General features: G+C 66.8%; 22 protein-coding genes. 16 read left to right on the top strand and 6 right to left on the bottom strand.

Going from position 1 to position 23625, the window contains the following annotated elements; all coding sequences use genetic code 11:
• Positions 1-10: 10 nt before the first annotated feature.
• From QCE62_RS28595 to QCE62_RS28580, 4 genes are all read right to left on the bottom strand, one after another.
• Entirely contained in the window at positions 11-1486 is a 1476-nt protein-coding gene (locus QCE62_RS28595) for an efflux transporter outer membrane subunit (RefSeq protein WP_309925770.1), read from the bottom strand.
• 399 nt (positions 1487-1885) lie between these two features.
• Positions 1886-3604, bottom strand: coding sequence for a S10 family serine carboxypeptidase-like protein (locus QCE62_RS28590; RefSeq protein WP_309925769.1), 1719 nt, complete (start codon positions 3602-3604; stop codon positions 1886-1888).
• A gap of 93 nt (positions 3605-3697) precedes the next feature.
• Positions 3698-5272, bottom strand: coding sequence for a S53 family peptidase (locus QCE62_RS28585; protein ID WP_309925767.1), 1575 nt, complete (start codon positions 5270-5272; stop codon positions 3698-3700).
• Between the two features lie 215 nt (positions 5273-5487).
• Entirely contained in the window at positions 5488-5913 is a 426-nt protein-coding gene (locus QCE62_RS28580) for a GFA family protein (RefSeq protein WP_309925765.1), read from the bottom strand.
• A 90-nt stretch (positions 5914-6003) separates the two neighbouring features.
• On the opposite strand from QCE62_RS28580, the gene QCE62_RS28575 reads away from it, so the two are divergent.
• From QCE62_RS28575 to QCE62_RS28535, 9 genes are all read left to right on the top strand, one after another.
• Positions 6004-7317: an inositol monophosphatase gene (locus QCE62_RS28575; protein WP_309925763.1), complete on the top strand. Its 1314-nt coding sequence runs from the start codon at positions 6004-6006 to the stop codon at positions 7315-7317.
• Between the two features lie 4 nt (positions 7318-7321).
• The gene (locus QCE62_RS28570) at positions 7322-7837 is read left to right on the top strand and encodes an isochorismatase family protein (RefSeq protein ID WP_309925762.1); all 516 of its coding nucleotides are present in this window, start codon (positions 7322-7324) and stop codon (positions 7835-7837) included.
• Between the two features lie 60 nt (positions 7838-7897).
• Positions 7898-8137 (top strand): DUF4148 domain-containing protein, encoded by a 240-nt coding sequence (locus QCE62_RS28565; RefSeq protein ID WP_309925761.1) that lies wholly within the window; start codon positions 7898-7900, stop codon positions 8135-8137.
• Positions 8138-8469: 332 nt separating this feature from the next.
• Entirely contained in the window at positions 8470-9162 is a 693-nt protein-coding gene (locus QCE62_RS28560; protein ID WP_309925759.1) for a 2Fe-2S iron-sulfur cluster-binding protein, read from the top strand.
• A 10-nt stretch (positions 9163-9172) separates the two neighbouring features.
• Positions 9173-10162 carry a xanthine dehydrogenase family protein subunit M gene (locus tag QCE62_RS28555; protein WP_309925756.1) on the top strand — a complete coding sequence of 330 codons (990 nt, stop codon included), beginning with the start codon at positions 9173-9175 and terminating at the stop codon, positions 10160-10162.
• Entirely contained in the window at positions 10159-12381 is a 2223-nt protein-coding gene (locus tag QCE62_RS28550; RefSeq protein WP_309925755.1) for a xanthine dehydrogenase family protein molybdopterin-binding subunit, read from the top strand. Before QCE62_RS28555 ends, QCE62_RS28550 begins: the two co-directional genes overlap by 4 nt.
• Before the next feature lie 112 nt (positions 12382-12493).
• Complete coding sequence (locus QCE62_RS28545; RefSeq protein ID WP_309925753.1) at positions 12494-13081, top strand: nucleotidyltransferase family protein; 588 nt, start codon at positions 12494-12496, stop codon at positions 13079-13081.
• A gap of 162 nt (positions 13082-13243) precedes the next feature.
• Positions 13244-13438, top strand: a complete 195-nt coding sequence (locus QCE62_RS28540; RefSeq protein WP_309925751.1) for a hypothetical protein — start codon at positions 13244-13246, stop codon at positions 13436-13438.
• Positions 13413-13874, top strand: a complete 462-nt coding sequence (locus QCE62_RS28535) for a DUF2335 domain-containing protein (protein ID WP_309925750.1) — start codon at positions 13413-13415, stop codon at positions 13872-13874. Before QCE62_RS28540 ends, QCE62_RS28535 begins: the two co-directional genes overlap by 26 nt.
• Positions 13875-13932: 58 nt before the next feature.
• On the opposite strand, the gene QCE62_RS28530 is transcribed toward QCE62_RS28535, so the two are convergent.
• Complete coding sequence (locus QCE62_RS28530) at positions 13933-14643, bottom strand: glycosyltransferase (protein ID WP_309925748.1); 711 nt, start codon at positions 14641-14643, stop codon at positions 13933-13935.
• A gap of 223 nt (positions 14644-14866) precedes the next feature.
• Between QCE62_RS28530 and QCE62_RS28525 the strand changes: the two genes are divergently transcribed.
• The 5 genes from QCE62_RS28525 to QCE62_RS28505 all read left to right on the top strand — a co-directional run bounded on the left by QCE62_RS28525 (position 14867) and on the right by QCE62_RS28505 (position 19833).
• Positions 14867-16363, top strand: coding sequence for a UdgX family uracil-DNA binding protein (locus QCE62_RS28525; RefSeq protein WP_309925745.1), 1497 nt, complete (start codon positions 14867-14869; stop codon positions 16361-16363).
• A gap of 134 nt (positions 16364-16497) precedes the next feature.
• Positions 16498-17013, top strand: a complete 516-nt coding sequence (locus QCE62_RS28520; protein WP_309925744.1) for a hypothetical protein — start codon at positions 16498-16500, stop codon at positions 17011-17013.
• 328 nt (positions 17014-17341) lie between these two features.
• On the top strand, positions 17342-17962 hold the full coding sequence (locus QCE62_RS28515) for a glycosyltransferase family 9 protein (RefSeq protein ID WP_309925742.1): 621 nt from the start codon (positions 17342-17344) through the stop codon (positions 17960-17962).
• A gap of 40 nt (positions 17963-18002) precedes the next feature.
• On the top strand, positions 18003-18164 hold the full coding sequence (locus tag QCE62_RS28510) for a hypothetical protein (protein WP_309819430.1): 162 nt from the start codon (positions 18003-18005) through the stop codon (positions 18162-18164).
• A gap of 127 nt (positions 18165-18291) precedes the next feature.
• The gene (locus tag QCE62_RS28505; RefSeq protein ID WP_309927486.1) at positions 18292-19833 is read left to right on the top strand and encodes a methyl-accepting chemotaxis protein; all 1542 of its coding nucleotides are present in this window, start codon (positions 18292-18294) and stop codon (positions 19831-19833) included.
• A gap of 52 nt (positions 19834-19885) precedes the next feature.
• Here the strand turns inward: QCE62_RS28505 and QCE62_RS28500 are convergent, their stop codons facing one another.
• A complete protein-coding gene (locus QCE62_RS28500) occupies positions 19886-21379 on the bottom strand; it encodes a PLP-dependent aminotransferase family protein (RefSeq protein ID WP_309925740.1) in 1494 nt (497 codons plus the stop codon).
• A 145-nt stretch (positions 21380-21524) separates the two neighbouring features.
• Between QCE62_RS28500 and gabT the strand changes: the two genes are divergently transcribed.
• Both gabT and QCE62_RS28490 read left to right on the top strand, forming a co-directional pair.
• Positions 21525-22820 (top strand): 4-aminobutyrate--2-oxoglutarate transaminase, encoded by a 1296-nt coding sequence (gabT, locus tag QCE62_RS28495; RefSeq protein ID WP_309925738.1) that lies wholly within the window; start codon positions 21525-21527, stop codon positions 22818-22820.
• Between the two features lie 55 nt (positions 22821-22875).
• On the top strand, positions 22876-23625 hold a 750-nt coding region (locus QCE62_RS28490; protein ID WP_309925737.1), incomplete at its 3' end, for an aldehyde dehydrogenase family protein.

Here is a 23625-nt window from a genome sequence, read left to right as displayed (position 1 = left end):
GATCGCCGGATCAGCCGGATGCAGCGGCAGCGTGCGCAGCCGGCTCGGGCGCAATGCCAGCGTGATCCTGCTGCCAGCCGCCGCCGAGATTCTTCACGAGCAGCACGTGGCTTTGCGTCAGCAGCGCCTCGGTGTCGCGCAGGCTCTGCCATGCCTGGATCAAGGTCAGGCGCTGCGCGAGCACGTCCTGCTGACTGGCCGCGCCGGCATCGAACTGCGCTTGCTTGCTCGCGAACAGCCGCAGGTTGTCGTTCAGCACCTTCGCGACCGCGTGCTCCTGAGTCTGCAGATGGTTGATCGAGGACAGGCTGTCTTCGACGCTCTGGAACGCCGCCAGCACCGTATTGCGATACGTCGCGACGCTCTCGTCGTAGCGCGCGCGGGCCTCGTGTTCGGCGGCCGTGCGCGCACCGCCGTCGAAGAGGGTCTGCGCGAGATCGGGGCCGAGCGTCCAGAAGCGGTACGGCACGGTGAACAGATGCGCGAGCGTGTCGTGCGCGAAGCCGCCGTCGGCAGACAGCGAGAGCGTTGGAAAGAACGCGGCCACCGCCACGCCGATGCCCGCATTGGCCGCCGCCGCCGAGCGCTCGGCGCTGACCACGTCATAGCGACGTTCGAGCAACTGCGCCGGCAGCGCGAGCGGCACGGCGGGCGCGACGAAGCGATAGTCGGGATCGGCGGCGATGCTGAACGACGCGGGCGGCACGCCGGTCAGCACGGCGATCGCGTGTTCGTCCTGCTCGCGCGCCGTGGCGGTTGCCTGCAGCAGGGCGGTGATCGTTTCGAAGGTCTGCTGGGCGGACAGGACATCGTCGCTGGACGCGTAGCCTTCTGCCAGGGCGGTCTGGGTCATCGCGAGAAGGCGGGCGTCGATGTCCCGTTGCGCGTTCAGCGCCTGGAGGTCGTAGTCCGCTTGCCGCAGTGCGAAGTACGTCATCGCCAGACTCGCGGCGATGGATATGCGCGTGCCGGCCAATTGCGCATCGGAAGCTTGCGCGTTCGCCTTGGCTTCCTCGATCTGCCGCCGCACCGCGCCCCACAGATCCAGCTCCCAACTTACTGAGCCGAGCATGACCACGCTGTTGCCCGGCACGGCGGCGGGCGCGCCGGAATTCCGCGCCGCGCCCGCCGCCTGCGCGGCGCCGCCGGAACGCGTCCCAGAGAAACCCGCCGTGACGGTCGGAAACAGGCCGGCGCGGTCGGCCGCAACCGTCGCGAGCGCGACGCGATACGCCGCTTCGGCCACCGCAATCGACTGGTTTGCCTGCAAGGCCTGTTCGACGAGCTGATTCAGGCGCTCGTCGCCATACATGCGCCACCAGGTGCTGTCGATGGCGGCTTGCGGATTCGCGTCGGCGCGTTGCCAGTCGGTGCCTTCCTTGAAGCTTTGTGGCACCTGGATCGCGGGCCGCTGGTAGTCCGGACCGAGCATGCACGCCGCGAGGGGCAGCAGCACGGCAAGCGCCGCCACACGACGCCAGTTCAAGCGGCGTAGTGCAACGGGCCTGGGTGCGAAGAGCCGGAAAGCTGTTTTCACGCACATTCTCTTTTTTATTGAATTGGCCGTGCAGTGCGACTTGATTCGAATGTCCGCGTCCGGAGCCTTCGAGGCGCTGCGCGTGGTTCGTCGCCATGGACGAAGAAATCTTATCGACGTCGCGCGCCGATTTCGACGAGGCAGAGGCGAATCGCAGATTCGCTATCGGCGATTCTTTTGCGCGATGGATACGCAAGGTCTTTCGGCATGCAGACCGTTACGCACGTGGAGGAGGAATTTGAGAAGCGCCGTCTGGGAAGAAGGCAGGATGCCGAAGACAAAGAATTGCAGCAGAGGCCGCTGCGTCAGCCGGTAACCGGCGACGCAGCGGAAGCGGGACGATCTCCCTCAGCTGCCCGCGGCCGGCGACAGCGCGCCGAGCTTGTCCGCGGTGACCTTCTGCAGCGCGATGATGCGGGTCATCGCCGCGTGATTGCCCGTGGTCTCGTCGATCATCTTCGCCACGTCCGCTTTCAACTGTGTGCGCGAGCCGCCGTCGAGATAGACCATGTGGCCCGATGGATAAAACGTCGCCGACAGGTTCTGCCGCACGGTCTTGTCGATCAGCGGCATCTGCTGGAGATCGATGACCGTCTGATAGAACGGCGTCACGAAGTCGTACATGCCGTTTGCCGACAGCACCTTCAGGTCCACGTTCAGCGCCATGACCGCCGCCAGGTCACCCGCCGTGTAGAGGATCACGTTGCCCTTGGCATCGACGCCCTTCTGCGCGCCGGTCGGGTCCGTGTGCTTGAAGTCCCAGTTGAGGAACGCCTGGTCGTTGAGGTCGGTGAACGATGACGTCGAGGTGAATTTCAGCTGCTCGTTCAGATAGCTGTTCCACATCGTCGTGTACACGCCGCTGACCGCCGTCATGGTCGGATCGTTGCCGCCGGAGTTCGGATCGATCTTGCCCGCGATGCCCGTCGAGATGGCCGTCACGCGCCCGTCGTACGAACCGAGCGCTTCGCCCTTCGCCTTGAGCAAGGTGGTCAGGAACAGCGAGTTGCCGCGGCTGTCGTAAGCAGCAATGTCGAGACTCCAGGCCAGCAAGGTGGCCTTCTCGATGCCCGTGTATTCGGACAGCTTTTCGACCACTTCGTCGTCCGTCTGCGGAAACTTGCGCAGCGCATTCAGATAGTCCGTGCGCGCGAACTCCGCGACCTCTTCGACGAACGTGAGCAGGTTGGTCGGCGTCGGGTGCACGCCGAGCTTCTTGTGATACCACGCGTCGGCTGACGCCGTCGGCAAGGCGCCGACAGGATTGCCCGCCTGGGCGTAGTCCAGAATGGACGATTGCAGCGTGACGCCGTTCAGGTCGATGCCGTCCTCATGCAACTTGTAGGCCAGCACGCAGCTGCGCGCCGTGCCGTAGGACTCGCCGAACAGGAACTTGGGCGAATTCCAACGGTTGTTCTTCGTCAGATAGCGCTTGATGAACTGCGCGATCGATCCCGCATCCTGATCCACGCCCCAGAAATCGCGGTTCTTGTTCGGCGCGATGGCGGCCGAGTAGCCGGTCCCCACCGGGTTGATGAAGATCAGGTCGCTGCGGTCGAGCAGGCTGTCCGGGTTGTCTTCCATCTGGTAAGGCGCGGGCGGCGTGAAGCTCGGCATGGCGGTCTTGATGCGGCGCGGCGCGAACGAGCCCAGCAGCACGAACACCGACGACGATCCCGGTCCGCCGTTATAAAAGAACATCAGCGGCCGGGTCTCTTCCTTCGCGCCGTCCTTCGTGAACGCGACGTAGAACATCTTCGCGTTCGGCTTCGAGCTGCTCGGATCGACCGTCACGAGATGGCCGACCGTCGCCGTATAGGCGATCTTCGCGCCGCCGATGGTCACGCTGTGATGCGTGATGGCCGCGTTCTCATCGGCCTCGCTGGCCTGGACGGCGTCGTCGGGACCGTTGCCGTAGGCGACCGGATCGAAATACGGCTGGTCCGTCTTCGCGGACGAGGTCTTCTTCGCCGCTTTCTTCGCTGCCGGGACCGCCGGAGCCGCCGCCTGCGATGCAGGCGCGGCTTCGGCGGAGGGGTGCTTCGCTGCCAGTGGATCGGAGTTCATCGTCGTCGCTCCAGAATCGTCGTCGTGGTTGTTGTTCACTGTCGGTGCTGCCTGCTCGTTGCTTCAACTCAACTCAATTCAATCCGAATGCGCTCAGCCCTTGGACGACTTGAGCGCCGCCGCGATCTTGCCGCCGTTCGGGCTGCCCAGCCCGGTGCAGGCATCCCAGCCGGCCGAGGCTGAAAAGGTGCCGTTGTTGCCTTCGGTGATGTCGTGGAACGCGGTCTGCGCCTTGTACAGCTTCGGATTCACGAAGCCGGCCGGCGACCCGTTGAGCGCATTGATGCGCGCGATCAACGCAGCCCACAACGGCGCGACGGCGCTCGTCCCGCCGACCACGGTTTCTTCGCCGTCGATCAGCACTTCATAGCCGGTTTGCGGCGAGGCGTCGCCCGCCACATCCGGCACGCCACGCTTCGCGAGCGCCGCATGCCTGCCGTTGCGCGTGACCGAAAGCCCTTTCTGCCAGACCGGCAGCGCGAAGACACTGGACACGCCACCGCCGCCCGAGCCGCCCTGGTCGCCGTCGTTCCAGACCACCTCGCTGCCGATCCCGCTCGCCGAGGCCGTCAGGCTCGTGCCGCCGCAGCCGAGCACATACGGGCTCGATGCCGGGAAGTCGACGTGATCGGCGCCGTCGCTGGCTCCGTCGGACGAGCCGCTGTCGCCGGATGCAGCGCACACGGTCACGCCGAGCGCAGCCGCGCTTTGCAGCACCGCGTTGAAGGCGCTGATCGACTGCGACGACCAGTTGGACTCCGGGCCGCCCCAGCTGATCGAGATCACCGAAGGCTGGTTGCTTGAATCGTGCAGCGCGCGATTGACGGCATCGACGAAACCGGCGTCGCTGTTCGGCGCGAAGTAGACGGCGATGCGCGCGGCCGGCGCGATCGCCCCGGCGATTTCGATGTCGAGCGTCACTTCGCCGTCAGGACCGTTCGGATTGCCGGTGGGCGCGTTCTTCGCGTTGTCGACGCCGACTGAAATCACCGTCGGCGCCTTCACGCCGAGCTTCTTGAAATAGGCGCTGAGATCGCTGTCGCGGTAGCCGCCGCCCAGTTCGATGATCGCGATGCACTGCCCGGCGCCGTCGCCGTCGGGGAAGTCATAGAGGCGCGCGAGGTCGACCGGCGTGAACGACGCAGGCGCCGCGCCGCGCGCGGGCTTGAAGGGCGGCCGGAAACGGAAGTGCGGACGCGCCTGCGGCTTGCTGTCGAGGCCGAGCACGGCGGTCACGGCGTCGTGCATGTCGTCGGGCACGTTGACCGGACCCGCGCGGCCGCGATATTCGCCGATGTTGTGATGTTGAAAGCGTTCGAGTTTCACATCGAAAGCTTTCTGGAATTGTTCGATGGTGCCTTTCAGCACGACACTGCGCGTCTCGGTTTCCGCCCGCACGACGGTCAGGCCGTATTGCTTCGCGAAGGCCTTGACCTTCTCGACGTCTGCGTCGGAGGCGGTGAAACGTTTGTCGAACTCGGCGCGCGAAACGGGTTGAGCGGGCGCATCGCCCGCATCGATGCGCGCCATCATCTCCTTGAAGCCCGCCTCGTCCTTGCGCCGCAGCATCACGATCACTTCGATCTGTTCGCCGGGATCGCACGCGCCGATGCATTTGGCGCCTTCGGGATGAATCTTGTCGCTGCCGCTGACCGGTTGCTTCGCCATGATGTCAATACTCCTCGTTGGCCTTGCAGTTCACAGGTGACCGATCCTGCCGCTCTCGCGTGTCGCGACGCGCTGTACGCACGTCGCTCATCGTCTTATTTTCCGGGCGTGAAAGCAATTGCTCGGACCGTTGACGAGAGCATGCAGTTCCATTGAGACAAACGATGTCTCCAAATGAAGGATCCCGGATGATGAAGGCAACGAGGGGGTAACGGCTAATGCGCGGGCCGCTCTTCGTCATATTCGGGCCGCGCGCCCTGCTGCAGCCACGGCTCGCGATGCCTGCACCACAGCTCGTAGTCCGGCTCGAACACGCCGGTCTGATCGAAGGCGCCGAGCGGCAGATCGATTTCGTCGCGCAACACGAATTCCATATACGCCACCGAGCCGCACACCGGACAGAAATGCCGCCGCCCCTGCCCGGAACTCTGCCAGGTCGATACACTGCCGCTCATCGTCACGGCGCCGCGCGCATAGATCACGTAGGCGCCGAACGCCGATCCATGCACCTGCCGGCACGTCATGCAGTGGCACATGCCCACGCGCTTATGCGGGCCTGCCGCGCGAAAGCGGAAAGCGCCGCATGCGCAGCCGCCCTCGTGAACCGTCGCACTGGTTTCGTCGCCCTGTTTGACATTCATCGTGCTCTCCCGGGAATGATCATTGCACCGGCGCGCCTGCCGCGCCCCCTGGTTTGTTACGATAACCCTTCACGATCGGAGATGGCACTCATGAGCACAGCGAGCACGGCCGGCAGCACCCGCACCTTGTCCCTCCTGAAGCTTCTACCCGGCGCCGGATCGGACTTCGGTCCGGCCGCCACCGACCTCGTCGCTCACGTTCTCTCGCATGCCCGTTTCGACACCGCCGCGCAGACGCACGCGCCGCGCGAAACCTTCCGCAGCGTCACGGTCGATGACGCCATGAACGATTCCTACGTGTTCCCGCTCGGACACACCGGCCAGTCGATCGTGCTGACGGGTTACCGGATCGCGGCGGGCTTCATCGCCGAACGCGCCGCCGACGAATGGCTCGAACTGGCGCACAAGGAACGCCTCGGGCGCGGCCTGCCCGCCACGCCGGACGGCAACGAACCGCACCTCGCGCCCGATCCCGCCGAAGCGGACCAGTTGCTCGACCGCGCCGCCGAGTGCGCGCAGCGCATCCTGGAACCCGTGGCGGCCGATCCCGTCCTGGCGCTGTTCGAGACGCACTATCGCGGCGGCCGCGAGTTCCTGCGGCTGACGTGGGAAGGCCTGCCGGAAGATCTCGTGCCCGAGTCGCGCCGCCCGCTCGCCGCGCTGGCGCAGGACGGCGCCCGGCGCGAGAAGCGCGATTACGATCCCTACGGACTCGACGGCACGGACGTGTATGACGTGGACCGGCCGCTTGCGTATCGCGAGAAGATCGGGCCGTTTCTGTTCACGATGACCTACCGCCACGAGTATCCGCAAGTGGACGACGAGCGCCTCGGCACGGCGTTCGCGGTGTTCCACGAAGCGGGCAGCGACATCGTCGCGGCGGCGGTCAAGCTGCAACTGGTCAAGGTGCCGCCGTTGCAGAGCAGCGCCGACCTCGTCTACACGCTCGATACCTACTCCGGCGAGATGCTGTCGCTCGCGCTCGCCGCTACCGAGGCGCTCGGCCCCGAGAAGCTCTGCGAGGTGTTCAACGCGCATCGCGTGATCTATATCGGCCTGTGGGAAGTGCGTAAGCCGTGGCGTGGTGAAGGGCTCGGCGTCGCGCTGCTGCATCAGGCGCTGGAGCGGCTGCCCGTCGATGTCGATGGCCGGCCGAACGCGCTGTGCGTCGCACCGGAGCCGTATCAGACCGACATGCGCCACTTCGACACCCTGCCCGCCGTGCTGCGCGAGGAACTGAAGGCGCCCGCGCGGCGCCTCGCGACGCATCTGACGGGCTGGCTCGAGCGCTCGAAGCTGCCCATCGCGACACATTTCTTCGTGCCGATGGCGCGGCATGCCGGCATCGGCTCGGCGGGCGAGAATGCGCGGCTGATCGACCGCATCATGGAAAGCGAGGCCTGATGCCGTGCTCGTCGTCATCGACATGCAGGCTCGGCTGCTGCCGCATCTCGACGGCGGCGAGCAGCTGACTGGCCGCGTCGCGACGCTGATGCGCGCGGCGCGGTTGCTCGACGTGCCGATGCTCGTCACGGAACAGAATCCGCGCGGCATCGGCGGGACGGCGGACGCCTTGCTCGCTCATTGCGATGCGGCTCGCCGGATCGAGAAACAGACCTTCGACGCCACGCTCGAACCCACCTTTATCGCCGCGCTGCCGCCCGCGCCCGGGCCTTTGTGGATCGCGGGCGCAGAGGCGCATGTCTGCGTGCTGCTGACCGTGTTGGGACTGCTGCGGCTGGGCTATCGCGTGGAGTACGTGGCGGACGCCGTGGCGTCGCGCCGTCCCGCCGATCGCGCCATCGCACTGGCGCGCGCGCAGCAGGAAGGCGCGCGGCTCACGACGGTCGAAACCACGCTGTTCAACTGGCTCGGCACCTATGCGCATCCGCGCTTCAGGGAGACGCTCGCGCTGATCAAGTGACCGTGCGACCATGGCGTTCTTCCGCTCGCTTGCCGTTGCACGAAGTCGAAGGAGCGCGCCATGACATTCCCAGTTCGCCCGGCCCTGTGCGCCGGCTGCCTGCTTGCCGCCCAGGCCGTGGCGCAGTCGAATGACATGGCGCCTCCGCAGCCGCAGATGCAAACGCCTCCACGAACGCAAACCCAGCCTGAAGTCACGCCGCCGAGCGCCCCGCTCACCCGGGCGCAAGTCCGCGCGGCGCTCGCCCAGGCCCGTGCCGACGGATCCATCCCTCGCTACGGCAACCCGCCCGGACGTTGAGCGTCGCTCACGAAACTGGCAATTTCGCCATCTTCCAGATGATGTGAAGTGCCGGATTTACCGGAACGTGCAGCTATTACCCGCCTTTGCTCCCGGCCTCGCACGGCAGGTGCGTCACGCACCGCATGGCACCGTACTTGCTGATTGCCAGCCGTCGCGGAGTCGAACGTTCGATCAGCATCGGGCCGAACGCACGCCCCGCGTATCCCATGCACCGCACAGCACTCGAGCACCCGGCGCACGATGTCGCGTTCCGCCGCGGGCGAATGCCTTCACGAAGACCGGAGACTGTGCAGGCATCCGTCCGAACGAGCGAGGAGCATCGAATCGCCATGTCCCCAGCCAATACACCTTCCCAAGACGCCAGCGAAACCGCGCAGCAGCCATCGCGCCGACGGTTCCTGCAATCGGCCGCGGCGGCCGCCGCCGTGAGCGCCGCGCCGCTCGCGCACGCCCAGCAACAGGCCGCGGCACCGGCGCCCGCCCCGCTGCCGCCCGCCGCCGTGCCGACGCTGCCCGTCACGCTGACCATCAACGGTCATCCCTACGAACTGCAAGTCGAGGCGCGCACCACGCTGCTCGATGCCTTGCGCGAGTACGCCGGTCTCACCGGCACGAAGAAGGGCTGTGATCGCGGCCAGTGCGGCGCCTGCACGGTGATGGTCTCAGGCCGGCGCATTAACTCGTGCCTGACGCTCGCGGTGATGCACGACGGCGAATCCGTCACCACCGTCGAAGGACTCGCGCCCGACGGCGACACGCTCGCGCCGATCCAGCGCGCCTTCATCGAGAAGGACGCCTTCCAGTGCGGCTACTGTACGCCCGGGCAGCTGTGCTCGGCGACGGCGCTCATCGCCGAATACCGTGCCGGCGACGCCAGCGCAGTCACGGCCGACGTGCGCTTCCGCCCCGCGCAGCTGTCCGACGACGAGATCCGCGAGCGCATGAGTGGCAACATCTGCCGCTGCGGCGCATATCCGAACATTGTCGCGGCGGTGAAGTCGGTCGCGTCCGGCAACGCCTGAGGAGACGCACATGGACGCGATCTCCTATCAACGCGCCGCCGACATCGGCACGGCGCTGCAGGCAGCGAGCCAGCCCGGCACGATGTTCATCGGCGGCGGCACCAACCTGCTCGATCTCATGAAAGGCGGCGTGATGCGGCCGATGAAGCTTGTCGACATCACGCACATCGCCGCGCTCGACGGCATCAGCACGCTGCCCGACAGCGGCTTGCGCATCGGCGCGCTCGTGCGCAACAGCGACGCCGCGAATCACACGTGGGTCCGCGAGCGCTATCCGCTGCTGTCGCAGGCGCTGCTCGCGGGCGCGTCGGCGCAGTTGCGCAACATGGCGACGGTCGGCGGCAACCTGATGCAGCGCACGCGCTGTTCGTATTTCTACGACCCCGGCTTTCCCCAATGCAACAAGCGCACGCCGGGCAGCGGCTGCGCGGCGCTCGACGGCCATAACCGCATGCATGCGATTCTCGGCGCGAGCCGTCAGTGCATCGCGACGAATCCCTCCGACATGAGCGTCGCGCTTGCCGCGCTGGACGCCGTCGTGCGCGTCACGGGTCCGAACGGCGAGCGGGCCATTCCGTTCGCGGAGTTTCATCGGCTGCCGGGCGAGCGGCCCGATCTCGATACCACCTTGCAGCCCGGCGAGCTGATCACTTCGGTCGATCTGCCGCCGCCGCTGTTTGCCGGACACTCGAAGTACCTGAAGGTGCGGGACCGCGCGAGCTATGCGTTCGCTTTGGTGTCCGTCGCGGCGGCGTTGCAGATGGACGGCAACACGATCCGTCAGGCGCGCATCGCGCTGGGCGGTGTCGCGCACAAGCCGTGGCGCGCGAACGCGGCCGAACAGGCGCTTGCCGGCAAGCCGCTCGATCCGGCCACGCTGCAGGCGGCCGCCGCACTCGCGGTGCAAGGCGCGCAGCCGCAGCGCGACAACGCGTTCAAGGTCAAGCTCGCACAACGGGCGATCGTGCGCGCCGTTCAACAGGCCGGAGGTGTCGCATGACTGTCATTGGAAAACCCCTCGACCGTACCGACGGCGTGCTCAAGGTCACCGGCCAGGCCCGCTACAGCGCCGACAACACCGACGCCAAGCTCGCGCACGCAGTGCTCGTCACGAGCACGGTCGCGCACGGGCGTATCGCGTCGATCGATACGAACCGCGCACAGTCAATGCCTGGCGTGCTGCTCGTCATGACGTATCAGAACGCCATGCGCCTGCCGAACAACGGCGTCCCCGATGCGCAGCCGCCCGCCGTGCGCAAGCTCACGCTGCTGCAGACCAACGAAGTGCGCTACAGCAACGAGCCGGTGGCGGTGGTCGTTGCGGATTCGCTGGAACATGCGCAGGACGCGGCGCGTTACGTCGACGTGCGCTACGAGGCTGCGATGCCCAACGCCGATTTCGGGCGCGCGAAGCCTCAGGCCTATCAGCCGGAGAAAATGATGGGCCGCGCGATCACGACACAGCGCGGCGACGTCGAGGCCGGCTTGCGGCAAGGCCCGACGCGTCTGAACGCGGTCTACACGACACCCTATGAACATCACAACCCGATGGAGCCGCACGCCACGCTCGCCCGCTGGGACGGCCCGAAGCTCACGCTCTACGATGCGACCCAGGGCGTCTCCGGCGCGCGCAGCGCGGTCGCGAAGTTCTTCGGCATCGCCGATGACAACGTGCGCGTGATCTGCCCGTTCGTCGGCGGCGGCTTCGGCTGCAAGGGCTCGGTCTGGTCGCATGTCGTGCTGGCCGCGATGGCATCGAAGCAGACCGGGCGGCCCGTGAAGCTCGTGCTGACGCGGCCGCAGATGTTCGGCATGATCGGCAACCGGCCTTTCACCGAGCAGCGTATCCAGATCAGCGCACGCGACGACGGCGTCATGACCGGCATGCGTCACGACGTGATCTCCACCACGTCGACCTTCGAGGACTGGACCGAAAGCTCGGCCATCGTCACGCGCATGCTGTACGCGGTGCCCAACCAGTCGACCTCGCACAAGCTGGTGAAGCTCGATATCGGCACGCCGACCTTCATGCGCGCGCCGGGCGAGACGAGCGGCTCGTTCGCGCTCGAAACCGCCATCGACGAAATGGCCTATCAGCTGAAGATGGACCCGCTTGCGTTCCGGGTGAAGAACCACGCAAACATGGAGCCGCAGGAGAAGAAGCCGTGGTCGGAGAAGTCGCTGCTGGAGTGCTATCAGCGCGGCGCCGACACCTTCGGCTGGGCGAAACGGCAGCCCGCGCCGCGTTCGATGCGCGAGGGCAATACGCTGATCGGCTGGGGCGTGGCCACGGCGACGTATCCGGCCAACCGCAGCGAGGCGTCGGCGGTGGCGCGCATCCTGCCGGACGGCACCGCGATGGTCGCCTCGGGCACGCAGGATCTCGGCACCGGCACCTACACGATCATGACGCAGGTGGCAGCCGACGCGCTCGGCTTTCCACCCGATTACGTGCGCTTCGCACTCGGCGATTCCTCGCTGCCGAAAGCGCCGGTGTCGGGCGGCTCGCAATCGGCGGCGAGCGTGTCGCCGGCGGTGCGGGCGGCGTCGCTGCAGGCGCGCGACCAGCTCATCGCAATGGCGCTCGCGGATCGCGGCTCCCCCGTCGCGGGCCTGGCGCGCGAGGACGTCACGGTGAACAACGGCTGGGTCGTGAGCCTGTCGAACCCCGAGCGGCGCGATCCGGCGGCGGCGGTCATCGCGCGCAACGGCGGCAAGGCCATCGAGGCAATGGCCACCGCGCGCCCCGGCGACGAGAAAAAGCAGTACGCATTCCACTCCTTCGGCGCGGTGTTCGCGGAAGTGCATGTGGATGCCGAACTGGGCATCATCCGCGTGCCGCGCATCGTCGGGGTGTATGACGTCGGCACGCTGCTCAATCGGAAGACCGCGCACAGTCAGTTGATGGGCGGCATCGTGTGGGGCGTCGGCTCGGCGCTGATGGAAAAGAGCGAGCTCGATGCACGCTATGGCCGCTATACGAACGCCAACCTCGCCGAGTATCACGTGCCGGTGAACGCGGATATCGGCACGCTCGACATTGCCTTCGTCGAACATCCCGATCCGCTGATCAATCCGCTCGGCGCGCGCGGCATCGGGGAGATCGGCATCACGGGCGTGGCGGGCGCGCTCGGCAACGCGGTGTATCACGCAACGGGCATCCGCGTGCGCGACCTGCCGATCACGCTCGATACGCTTCTGCCTTCGACGCAGGCGTGATAGCTGAGCAAAATGCGCGGTGGCGCCTCGGCCCGCCGCGCATTTTTTTGTGCTTGCGGCGCACTTCGATGCGCCGCACAATCGCCGTTCGACCCCCATACGAGCAGCCGCGATGACCTATTCGTCGAGCGCGACCGGCGTCCTGCTGGCCGCGGGCCTGGGCACCCGCTTCGATCCCTCCGGCATTCACAACAAGCTGCTCGCCCCGCTGCCCGACGGCACGCCCGTTGTGTTCCAGTCGGCGCGGCGACTACTGGCGGTGGCGTCGGAAGTCATCGCCGTCGTGCGGCCCGGCGCGGAGAAACTGGCCGATGTGCTGAACGAAGCAGGCTGCGGCGTCATCTTCAGCATCGACGCCGAACGCGGCATGGGCGCCACGCTCGCCGCGGCCGTGCGCGCCACCTCGGAAGCCGATGGCTGGCTCGTCGCGCTGGGCGACATGCCGTGGATCGAAGCCGCGACGTATGAAGCCGTCGCCCGCGCACTCGACGGTGGCGAGCCGCTGGTCGCGCCCGGCTATTGCGGCCAGCGCGGTCATCCGGTGGGCTTCGGTCTGACGCATCGGGACGCGCTCATGGCGCTCGACGGCGACGCCGGCGCGCGTGGACTCTTCGCCCTGCATGAGCCTTTCATCGTGGATGCCGGCGACCCGAACGTGCTGCGCGACATCGATGTGCCCGGCGATCTCGGAGCCGTCTGAAGCGGTTCAGCGCCGGCGTGTACGCACCCTCTGTCGGGTTGTCTGAAAAGCGCTTGGCCATTGAGCTGAATTGATTCGGACCGTTTATCAAATGGTAGGATCAATTTCAATCGCGCGGCATTCCGGCGGCGCGGCGCACCCCTTCGGGGAAGAGAGCACCACATGACAATCCGGCGCGAAATGCGGCGCGTGGCCAACGCGTTCGCCTCCGTTTTTTCCATTTATCCGCGTACCGATTACCTGGCGAATCGTCCGCTCAAATCGCCTGCCGAGATGATGGACGACGCGTGGCAGAGAACCATGTCGGACTTCGACAGGACCTTGAACGGCTATGGACAGCGTCAGCGGAACCGCTGAGGAGACGCGCATTCGTTACGTCGCGCATGCGGCTCGGAGCGAAAGGGCTGAACCCGTGTCTGGACTGGATCAGTCGTCAGGCCAAGCATTGAGTCCGGCCTCGGTCATGGTCGCGGTCCAGGCGCATTCGTTCCGCGGACCCATGCCGTCGCCTGACTATCTTGCGCAGTACGACCGGATCATGCCGGGCGCAGGTCGAATGATCGTCGAGGAGTTTCAGATCAACGGTCAGCACACGCGGCACATGGAATCCATGAACGCGCGCGGCTCTATCCGCAAGGACGCCCGCGCGCAATTCATCGCAGGCATTCTCGTGCTGATCGGGTTCGGGCTCGTCTACAGCTGGCCGAAAAAGAGCATGACGGCGTTGCCATCGCGGTGGCGGTCACGCTCCTCGTCAGCGTGCTCACGGCGTTCCTCACCGGTACGGACATGAGGGGCAGCCGTGAAGCAAGGCACCGATGGAAACCTGAAGATCCGGCCCAGCGGGTTCCTCAGGCCGCAATCGCCGCGGCATCGTTTGAATCGCCGGCATCGGACACCGCCGGCAGATAGCGCTTGCTGACCTCGAGCAAGGTCGCGCCAAAGCCTTTTTGCGCACGGAAGTCCGTTCTCGCGCTCGTCACCACGCGAGGCATCGCGCTCCATTCAATCTTCGCGCCGCTCGCCATCAGCGCTTCCACCAGCGCCACGTCCTCGCTCGATTCCAGCGGCGGAAAACCGCCCGCGCGCAGATAAGCCTGCGCTGATACGCCCAGATTCGCGCCATGGATATGCCGATGCCCATCCGCATCCATGTAGGTGCGCCCAAAGTGCTCCCGCACGGCGTGAATATGCGGCGACCAGTCGTGTACGCCGATCACGCCGCAGACGGCATCGGCGTGACAGTCGAGCTGCCGCACGAGCCAGTCTTCCGCGACCGTCGTGTCGGCATCCGTGAAGGCCAGCCAGCGCGCGCCCAACTCGAGCGCGAGCGCCGCGCCGTGAGCGCGCGCCCGGCCGACATTGCGGGCATCGATCGATACCACCTGCGCGCCGTGCGCCAGCGCAATGTCGCCGGTCTGGTCGGTGCAACTGTCGAGCACGACGATCACGCGCACCGGTTCGCCGGACAGTTGATGACACGTCGCGGCGCGGCATGCCGCCGCCACGCTGGCGCCGATATGCGCAGATTCGTTGTGGGCAGGAATGATGATGGCCAGCATGACGGCTCCGTAGGTTGATCGATGGCGCGACGCTTCAGGCGTCGAATAAAAACAATCGAACGCCGCGACAGATCGATTTCAGCAATGACCGTACCCATGGCCCCTGCCTGTCCGGGCGCGGAGTCGGCAAAGGGCACGATCGTCCCGAGATAGTTGCCTTAAGCCAATGGTCGTCGCTAGAATACTGTATGGATATACAGTACTTTTCCGATCCCGTTCGCCGATGAAAAGCGTCATCCTCGATCCGTCGTTTGCCGCGTGGCGCACCGAAGCACGCACTCTCCTCACGCAAGGCTTGCGTCCCGAGGAGGTGCTCTGGTGCGAATCGGACGCATCGGCCACGGTGTTCGGCACGATCCAGTCGTCGGCCGGCGCCACGGGCCCGGACGCGAAGCAGCCGGTCAGGATCGCCCGCGAATTCCTGGCCATGCTGGAGACGGCCGCGTGCTATCGCGCGCCGGATCGCTGGCCGTTCCTGTACAAGGCGCTGTGGCGCTGGACCCAGGGCGACCGCGCCATCGCGTCCCGGGAGGATGCCGACGGCCTGCGCCTGCGCCGGATGATCGAAGCGGTCGAGGCCGAGGAAAACACGATGCGCCGCGTGCTGCGCTTCAGGCATCGCGACTCGTCGCTCGGGCCGCCGGAGTTCATCAGCTGGTTCGAGCCCGTGCACGATCTGCTGGAGCATGCCGCCATGCATTTCGCCACCCGCATGGGCAGCGCCACCTGGATGATCGCCACGCCGCACGGCGCCGCCTTCTGGGACGGCGCGCTGCTGCGCGTCGACCGCACGAGCGAGCCGGAAGAAAAGCCGATGGACTTCGGCGACACCGCCATGAGCGGCGAGGCGGTCAGCGGCGACGCCATCGAGGCGCTCTGGCTCGCGTACTACGAGAGCACCTTCGCGCCGGCCCAGGCGAATGCCGCCGAAATGGCCTCGCACATGCCGGTGCGCTACTGGAAAAGTCCGTCGAACGAACGCGCCGATCCCGCGCTGATTGCCCGCGCCGATCCGTACTCGCGGCGCGACGGCCATCCGCGCAACGTGCCGTCTGACATGGAAGTGACGCTCAATACGGACCGGGAGCCGGTGAAGGGCACGATCCTGAACGCGCCGCCCTCGCTCGACGCCTGCCGGCGCTGCGCGCTCTGGCGCAACGCGACGCAGCCGGTGCCGGGCGTCGGGCCGGCCGGCGCGCGGGTGATGCTGGTCGGCGAGCAGCCGGGCGACCAGGAAGATCGCGAGGGCAAGCCGTTCGTCGGGCCGTCGGGCAAGCTGCTCGACGAAGCCATCGCCGAGGCGTCGCTCGCGCGCGAATCGCTCTATCTGACCAATGCGGTCAAGCACTTCAAGTGGGAAGCGCACGGCGACGAGCGCGCGCACGTCGCGCCCGCCCAGCGTGAGCGCGAAGCCTGCCGCTTCTGGCTGGAGGAGGAACTGGCGCGCATCGGGCCGAAAGTGGTCGTCGCGCTGGGCGCCACCGCGCTGAAGGCGCTCACCGGGCATCGCACGGCGCTGTCCGAATATCTCGGCAAGACCATCGAGCACAAGGGGCGCATCATCGTGCCGACCTATCACCCGTCGTATCTGCTGCGCCTGACCGACGAAAAAGTGCGCGCGGAAGTGCTCGGGACGATAGTCGAGGCGCTGGTGTTCGCGCAGCAGATCGCCGACGGCACCGCGACGATCCGTACCCCGGTCAAAGAGCGCACGCGCTGACGGCGCACCCGTTGCGCGCCTTTCAGGCGTCCAAGTGCAACAGGAAGCAACAGGAGAAACAAGACGAAAGAGCCGTCAACGATCCTGTAAGCCGCGCGTTAATATCGATGTCGCGTCGATCCCGGCGCTCACCGATGGTTACGACCACAACTTACATGGCCGCTCTCCCGCTCCAGGAACTCCACCGTCAACAATCGCTGCTGGCGCTCGTGCCGAAGTCGGCCGGGCAGCTGAAGACCGAGCGGGAACGCCTCGTCATCCGCGCGCAGTGGCTGTTGAATCTCACCATCGCCGTGGCGCTCGCCGGTGCGGCGCTCATCGCCTGGCTGCCGTTCTCGCCGGTGCCCCACGAATTCCGTTTCGGCGTGCAGGAAGTGCTCGCGGTCGCCGTGTTCGCGTCCTGCCTGTTCATCCTGCATGAGCGCGCCGAGCTTTCGCTGGGCCTCTACGACTACGAACCCGTCGAGCAGACGACCCAGGGCGAATTGCGCGCGTTGCTGCATCGCGTGCCCGAAGGCACGTCGTATCAGGAAGCGCTCGCCGCCGACAACCGCACTTTCGTGACCGGCGAAATCGAAGGCATTCGCCGCCGCGCCGAAGCGTTCGTGCCGAAAGCCCTGCCCGCCGACGACGGCAACGCCGAAACCTGATTCCCGGCCTCCGCCGTACAACGTCTCCGTAAAAGCCGCCGCCTTGCCTTGACGAGGCAGCGGCTTTTTTACGCTCCACGACTGACTCCCGCTCCACACCGGCCGCCTTGACGCGCGCCGCCGCTGCTCCTTCAATATCTGTCAGAGCCGTCTTCGACCAGACTGTCGCGCGCGCCGTTGCACTTCGTGCACGTCACGGCGTGCGTTTGAAAGCATCGGCACACGCCATGCGCACGCGCCGGCCCGGGCATGGACGGTGCTTGCCCGCTCCAGCCACCGCGTCATCGCGGACGATCCAACGAGGCCCACGCCACTTGCAGGAGCCAGGATGCGAGCCAATCCCCTTTCCATCATGAGCGACGAATTCACCCCGGCATTGCTGCCCGACACGCCGGGCGCGCCTCATGTCAGGTCCCGCGCGGAGGGTGCAGCCCCTCCGCCCGACACCGAATACGACGAACTCGCCGCGTTACATGGCATCGAGCAGGAGCGGCTGGTGTTGCTGCATCCGGGCAGTCACGGCGCGCCGCCGGCCTGGCCCGCCGAGCGTTACGCCGATCTCGCCGACCAGCTCGCCGCCGATGGCTGGCAGATCGCCATCGTTGGCGATGCGCCCGATCCCGTGCGCACGGGCGGCGTGCTGGGCGCGATGCAGACGGCCGCGCTGTTCCTGGCGGGCGCGGTCGCGCCGCGCGTGCTGCCGCGCCTGATCGCCCATGCGCGCCTGCTGGTGTCGGACGACGCCGCGCCGGCTTCCTCGGCCGCCGTGTCGCCGGTCGCCATGGCCCGCGCGCTCGGCACGCCGCATATCGTGCTCGCGGAGCACCCGCGCGACACGACCAGCGACGCCATCACGGCCCGGGCCCGCGCCCTCCTCTCGGACGCAGGCGGCGCGCATCCCGGCGCGCCGTTCACGCTGCACATGCCGGCCGCACCCCAATCCGCGTGACGAGGCCGTCCGCGCGCCGAACCGTCTTTCGAGGGACACCATGAAAATCGACCTGCAGACCAATCCCGTCCCGGATCCTGTCGCGGACCCGAACCGCGATCCGGAAGCCGATCCGCTGACGCCGCCGTCGCCGGGGCATCGTCCGGACGAACCGCAGCATCCCGATGCACCGCCGGACAAGGATCCGATCCGCCGCTTCTGAACGCGCCCGGAACCCGCGGGTTTTCCCCGCCCTCATGACGCCGCCGCGCCTGCCGTAAAGCGGGCATGCGGCGGCATGCGCCGTCGCAACCGACAATACCAAGAGGCGGCAGGCGCACATGAACAGAATGACGTTGAACAGGAAGCTCGGCTCGATGATCGCCGTGCTGTGGATCGGCTTGATTGCGATCGGGATCATCGGGGCGTGGCAGAACCGGTCGTCGATGATCGAGGACCGCAAGGAACAGTTGAAGACCCTCGTCAACGAAGCGCACGCCATCACCGCGCACTACGCCGCGCTCGCGGCCGACAAGACCCTCACCGAAGAAGAAGCCAAAAAGCGCGCGCTGGACGTGGTCGGCGCGATCCGCTACGGCGCGGACGGCTATCTCTCGATCAACGATTCGCATCCGAAAATGGTGATGCATCCGATCAAGCCCGCGATGAACGGACAGGACCTGTCCGGTTACACGGACCCGGCGGGCAACCGCCTGTTCGTCGATATCGTCAAGGCCGGCGATCAGGCGGGCGGCGGCTTCATCAGCTACCTGTGGCCGAAGCCGGGCAGCGACAAGCCGGTCGGCAAGATGTCCTACTCGCAGCGCTTCGCGCCGTGGGACTGGTACATCGTCACCGGGATGTACATGGACGACGTGCAAAGCGCCTTCTGGGCAAGCGCGCTGCGCTGGCTCGCGATCACGGCGGTGCTCGGCGGCATCGCGACGGCCGCGATGCTGATCGTCCTGCGCAGCATCCGGCGCAATCTCGGCGGCGAGCTGGAACTCGCGGTCGGCGCGGCGCACCGCATCGCGCGCGGCGACCTGACAAGCGCCGTCGACGTGCATCCGGACGACACCACCAGCCTGCTGCACGCGCTCGGCATCATGCAGCGCGGTCTGGTCGAAACGGTCTCGCGCGTGCGCAACGGCACCGAGAACATCAATGTCGGCGCATCGGAAATCGCGGCGGGCAACACGGATCTCTCGCAACGCACCGAGGAACAGGCGGCTGCGCTCGTGCAGACCGCGTCGAGCATGGACGAGATGACCGCCAACGTGAAGAACAACGCCGAAAGCGCCGCGCAGGCCGCGCGCCTCGCCGAGCAGGCAGCGGACGTGGCGACGCGCGGCAGCGGCGTTGTCGACGACGTGATCGACACCATGACGCGCATCACCGCCAGCTCGCGGCAGATCGGCGACATCATCGGCGTGATCGACGGCATCGCGTTCCAGACCAATATCCTCGCGCTCAACGCGGCCGTCGAAGCGGCGCGCGCGGGCGAACAGGGCCGCGGCTTCGCGGTCGTCGCGGCGGAAGTGCGCAGCCTCGCGCAGCGTTCCGCCACGGCCGCCAAGGAAATCAAGGCGCTGATCGAAACCTCGACGCAGACGGTGGAACGCGGCGCGTCGCTGGTGTCGAACGCGGGCGCGACGATGGGCGAGATCGTCCAGTCGGTGCGCCGCGTGAACGAGATTCTCGACGAGATCAGCCACGCATCACGCGAGCAGAGCGCGGGCATCGAGCAGGTGAACCGTGCAGTGGTCGAGATGGATCAGGTCACGCAGCAGAACGCCGCGCTGGTCGAACAGGCGGCCGCCGCCGCGCACTCGCTGAAGGATCAGGCGGATGTGCTGCGCGAGGCGATCGGCAGTTTCAGGCTGCCTGCCTGAGTCACCTAAAAGCGGTGAAAAGCGCACGACGTGTCGTGCGCTTTTTTTTCGTTCAGTGCAGGAAGCAGTCGATCACGTCCGCGAGCACGGCGAAAGATGGCGCGATGTCCTCGTCCGGCACGCACGCATAGCCGATCAGCAGGCCCGACTCCGCCTCCGGCCGATGCGCGTAATACCCCGACAGCGGCCGCACGACGATATTCGCGGCCAGCGCCGCCGCGGCAACGGCGCGATCGTCGATTTCCTTCGGCAGCCTGAGCACCAGATGCAGCCCGGCATCGCCGCCGGCGATGGCAAGCGTCTCGCCATAGCGCGCGGCGATGGTGGCGAGCATCACGTCGCGGCGCTGGCCATAGAGGACGCGCATGCGCCGGATATGCGACGTGAAGTGTCCCTGTTCGATGAACTCGGCCAGCACGGCCTGCTGCAGGAGCTGTCCCTCGCGATACAACTCGGCGCTCGCGGTCGCAAAACTCTCCGCGAGCGCTTCCGGCACCACCACGTAACCCACGCGCAATCCCGGAAACAGCGTCTTGCCGAAGCTGCCGACGTAAATCACCTGCCCGCCCGTGTCCATGCCCTGCAACGAGGCGAGCGGACGGCTGCCGTAGCGGAATTCGCTGTCGTAATCGTCCTCGATGATCCAGCAGCGATGCTGGCGCGCGTATTCCAGCAGCATGCGGCGGCGCGCGAGGCTCATCACCATGCCGAGCGGATATTGGTGCGACGGCGTGACGAGCATCAGACGCGGCGGCGCGGCGAGATCGGCGGGCGTCGGCGCGATGCCTTCCGCATCCACCGGAATCGCCTTCAGGTCCAGCCCGGACACCTGTAGCACGCTGCGCACGCCCCAATAACAGGGATCTTCGGTCCAGATGGTGTCGCCGGCGTCGGCGAGCAGGCGCGTGGCGAGATCGATCGACTGATGGATGCCAGTCGTCACGACGATCTGTTCCGGCGTGCAGCGCACCGACCGCGACGTGCGCAGATAGTCCGCGAGCGCATGGCGCAGACCGGCGTGGCCGCCGCCGGGCGCATAGGTCAGCAGATCGGGCTGTGGACGGCGCCAGTATTTCGCGTGCAGCCGGTTCCACACACGCGACGGGAACCGCGACACGTCCGGCACGCCCGGCATGAATGCGCCGCCCTGCCGCTTCGAGACGCCCGCGCCCGCGATCAGCCGCGTACCGCGTGCCGAAAGCGCCGGTTGCTCAGCCTCGATGGCGGACGGCAAGGCGGCGGGCGGTGTGTCGTCGAAGAGGATTTCGTCGGGCGCGCCGTCGGTGACGAAGGTGCCGCGCCCCGTCGCCGACGACACGTAGCCTTCAATGGCGAGTTGCTCGTAGACCTGCGTCACCGTATTGCGTCCGATGCCCAGCTCCGCCGCCAGCAGCCGCGACGACGGCACCTTCGCGCCCGCCGCGAGCTCGCGCGTGAGGATCGCCTGCTGGAGAAGCTGGTGCAGTTGCCGGTAGACCGGCTGACCATTGCCCCGCTCGATCCGCTGGGCCAGCCAGTCCGACAACACGCTGGCACGATTGGACATCCGATTGGCCCCTATAGATTTATTGAAATGGCTCTGAACTTGAGGGCCAAATCTTACTATAGTCATCGCATCGTCCCGTGGGCCATCTGGCCTGCCGGACCCTCTCGCCGCAGCCGAAACGCCCCGTCCATCCAAGGAGATCCCCGTGAGCACCCCCGTCAAGAACGCAGACCTGCAAGCCCGCAAAAACGCCGCGACCCCGCGCGGCGTCGGCGTGATGTGCGATTTCTACGCGGCGCGCGCCGAGAACGCGGAACTGTGGGACGTCGAGGGCCGCCGCTTCATCGACTTCGCGGCGGGCATCGCCGTCTGCAACACCGGGCATCGTCATCCGAAGATCGTCGAGGCGATCCGCGCCCAACTCGACTGCTTCACCCATACCGCGTACCAGATCGTGCCTTACGAGTCGTACGTATCGCTCGCCGAGAAGATCGCCGCCCGCGCGCCCGGCGCGCATCCGAAGAAGACCGCGTTCTTCACGACCGGCGCGGAAGCCGTCGAAAACGCCGTGAAGATCGCGCGCGCCGCGACCGGCCGTCCGGGCGTGATCGCGTTCACCGGCGGCTTCCACGGCCGCACGCTGATGGGCATGGCGCTCACCGGCAAGGTCGCGCCGTACAAGATCGGCTTCGGGCCGTTCCCGTCGGACGTGTTCCACGCGCCGTTCCCCAATCCGCTGCACGGCGTCTCGGTGGAAGACTCGCTGCGCGCCATCGAACACCTCTTCAAGGCCGACATCGAAGCCGCGCGCATCGCCGCGATCATCTTCGAACCCGTGCAGGGCGAGGGCGGTTTCTATCAGGCACCGGTGGAATTCGTGCGCGCGCTGCGCCGCCTTTGCGACGAGCACGGCATCCTCCTGATCGCCGATGAAGTGCAGACCGGCTTCGCACGCACCGGCAAGCTCTTCGCGATGGAGCACTACGGCGTCGCGCCGGATCTGATGACCATCGCGAAGTCGCTCGCGGGCGGCATGCCGCTGTCGGGTGTCGTCGGCCGGGCGGAGATCATGGACGCAGCCGCGCCCGGCGGTCTCGGCGGCACCTATGCGGGCAATCCGCTGGCGGTGGCGGCGGCGCACGCGGTGCTCGACATCATCGACGGAGAAAAGCTGTGCGAACGCGGCGCGGCGCTCGGCGACAAGCTGAAGGCCAAGCTGGAAGCGCTCAAGGCCGACGTCCCGCAGATTGCCGATGTGCGCGGCCCGGGCGCGATGGTGGCCGTGGAGTTCTGCAAGCCCGGCACGCATGACGCCGACGCCGCCTTCGCCAAGCACGTGCAGACGCGCGCGCTGGAGCGTGGCTTGCTGCTGCTGGTGTGTGGCGTGTATTCGAACGTGGTGCGTTTCCTGTTCCCGCTGACGATCCAGAACGAGGTGTTCGACGAAGCGCTGGGCATCCTGGAAGACGTGCTGACGGAAACGGTCGGCGCCACGGTGTGACGATCGAAGGCATGATCGACCCACGCTCCCGATCAATCGCAAAGGATTCGCAGAAATGAGCCTGAAAGACCAACTGAAAGACCCGACCCTGCTGCGTCACGCAGCCTACATCGACGGCGAATGGCAGCAGGCCGACAACGGCGCGACCTTCGATGTGGTGAATCCCGCGACAGGTGAATCGCTCGGCGCTGTGCCGAAGATGGGCACGGCTGAAACGCGCCGCGCGATCGATGCAGCGAACGCTGCGTGGCCCGCCTGGCGCAAGAAGACCGCGAAGGAACGCGCGGCCGTGATGCGCAAGTGGTTCGACCTGATGACGGAAAACGCCGATGACCTCGCGTTGATCCTCACCACCGAACAAGGCAAGCCGCTCGCCGAGGCCAAGGGCGAAATCGGCTACGCGGCGTCGTTCATCGAATGGTTCGCGGAAGAAGGCAAGCGCGTCGCCGGCGATACCCTCGCCACTCCGGCAGCGGACAAACGCATTGTCGTGACGAAGGAGCCGATCGGCGTATGCGCGGCGATCACTCCCTGGAACTTTCCGGCAGCAATGATCACCCGCAAGGTCGGCCCCGCGCTCGCAGCCGGTTGCCCGATCGTGGTGAAACCAGCAGAAGCCACCCCGTTCTCGGCCTTCGCAATGGCCGTGCTCGCCGAACGCGCCGGCATTCCGAAGGGCGTGCTGAGCATCCTCACCGGCGATCCGAAAGCCATCGGCGAGGAAATGACCGGCAATCCGATCGTGCGCAAGCTCTCGTTCACCGGCTCCACCGCCGTCGGCCGACTGCTGATGGCGCAAAGCGCG

Source organism: Caballeronia sp. LZ033 (assembly GCF_031451265.1).
GTDB lineage: Bacteria > Pseudomonadota > Gammaproteobacteria > Burkholderiales > Burkholderiaceae > Caballeronia.
Note: the sequence above shows the minus strand (reverse complement) of the source record. Positions and strands in the feature narration are given on the sequence as shown.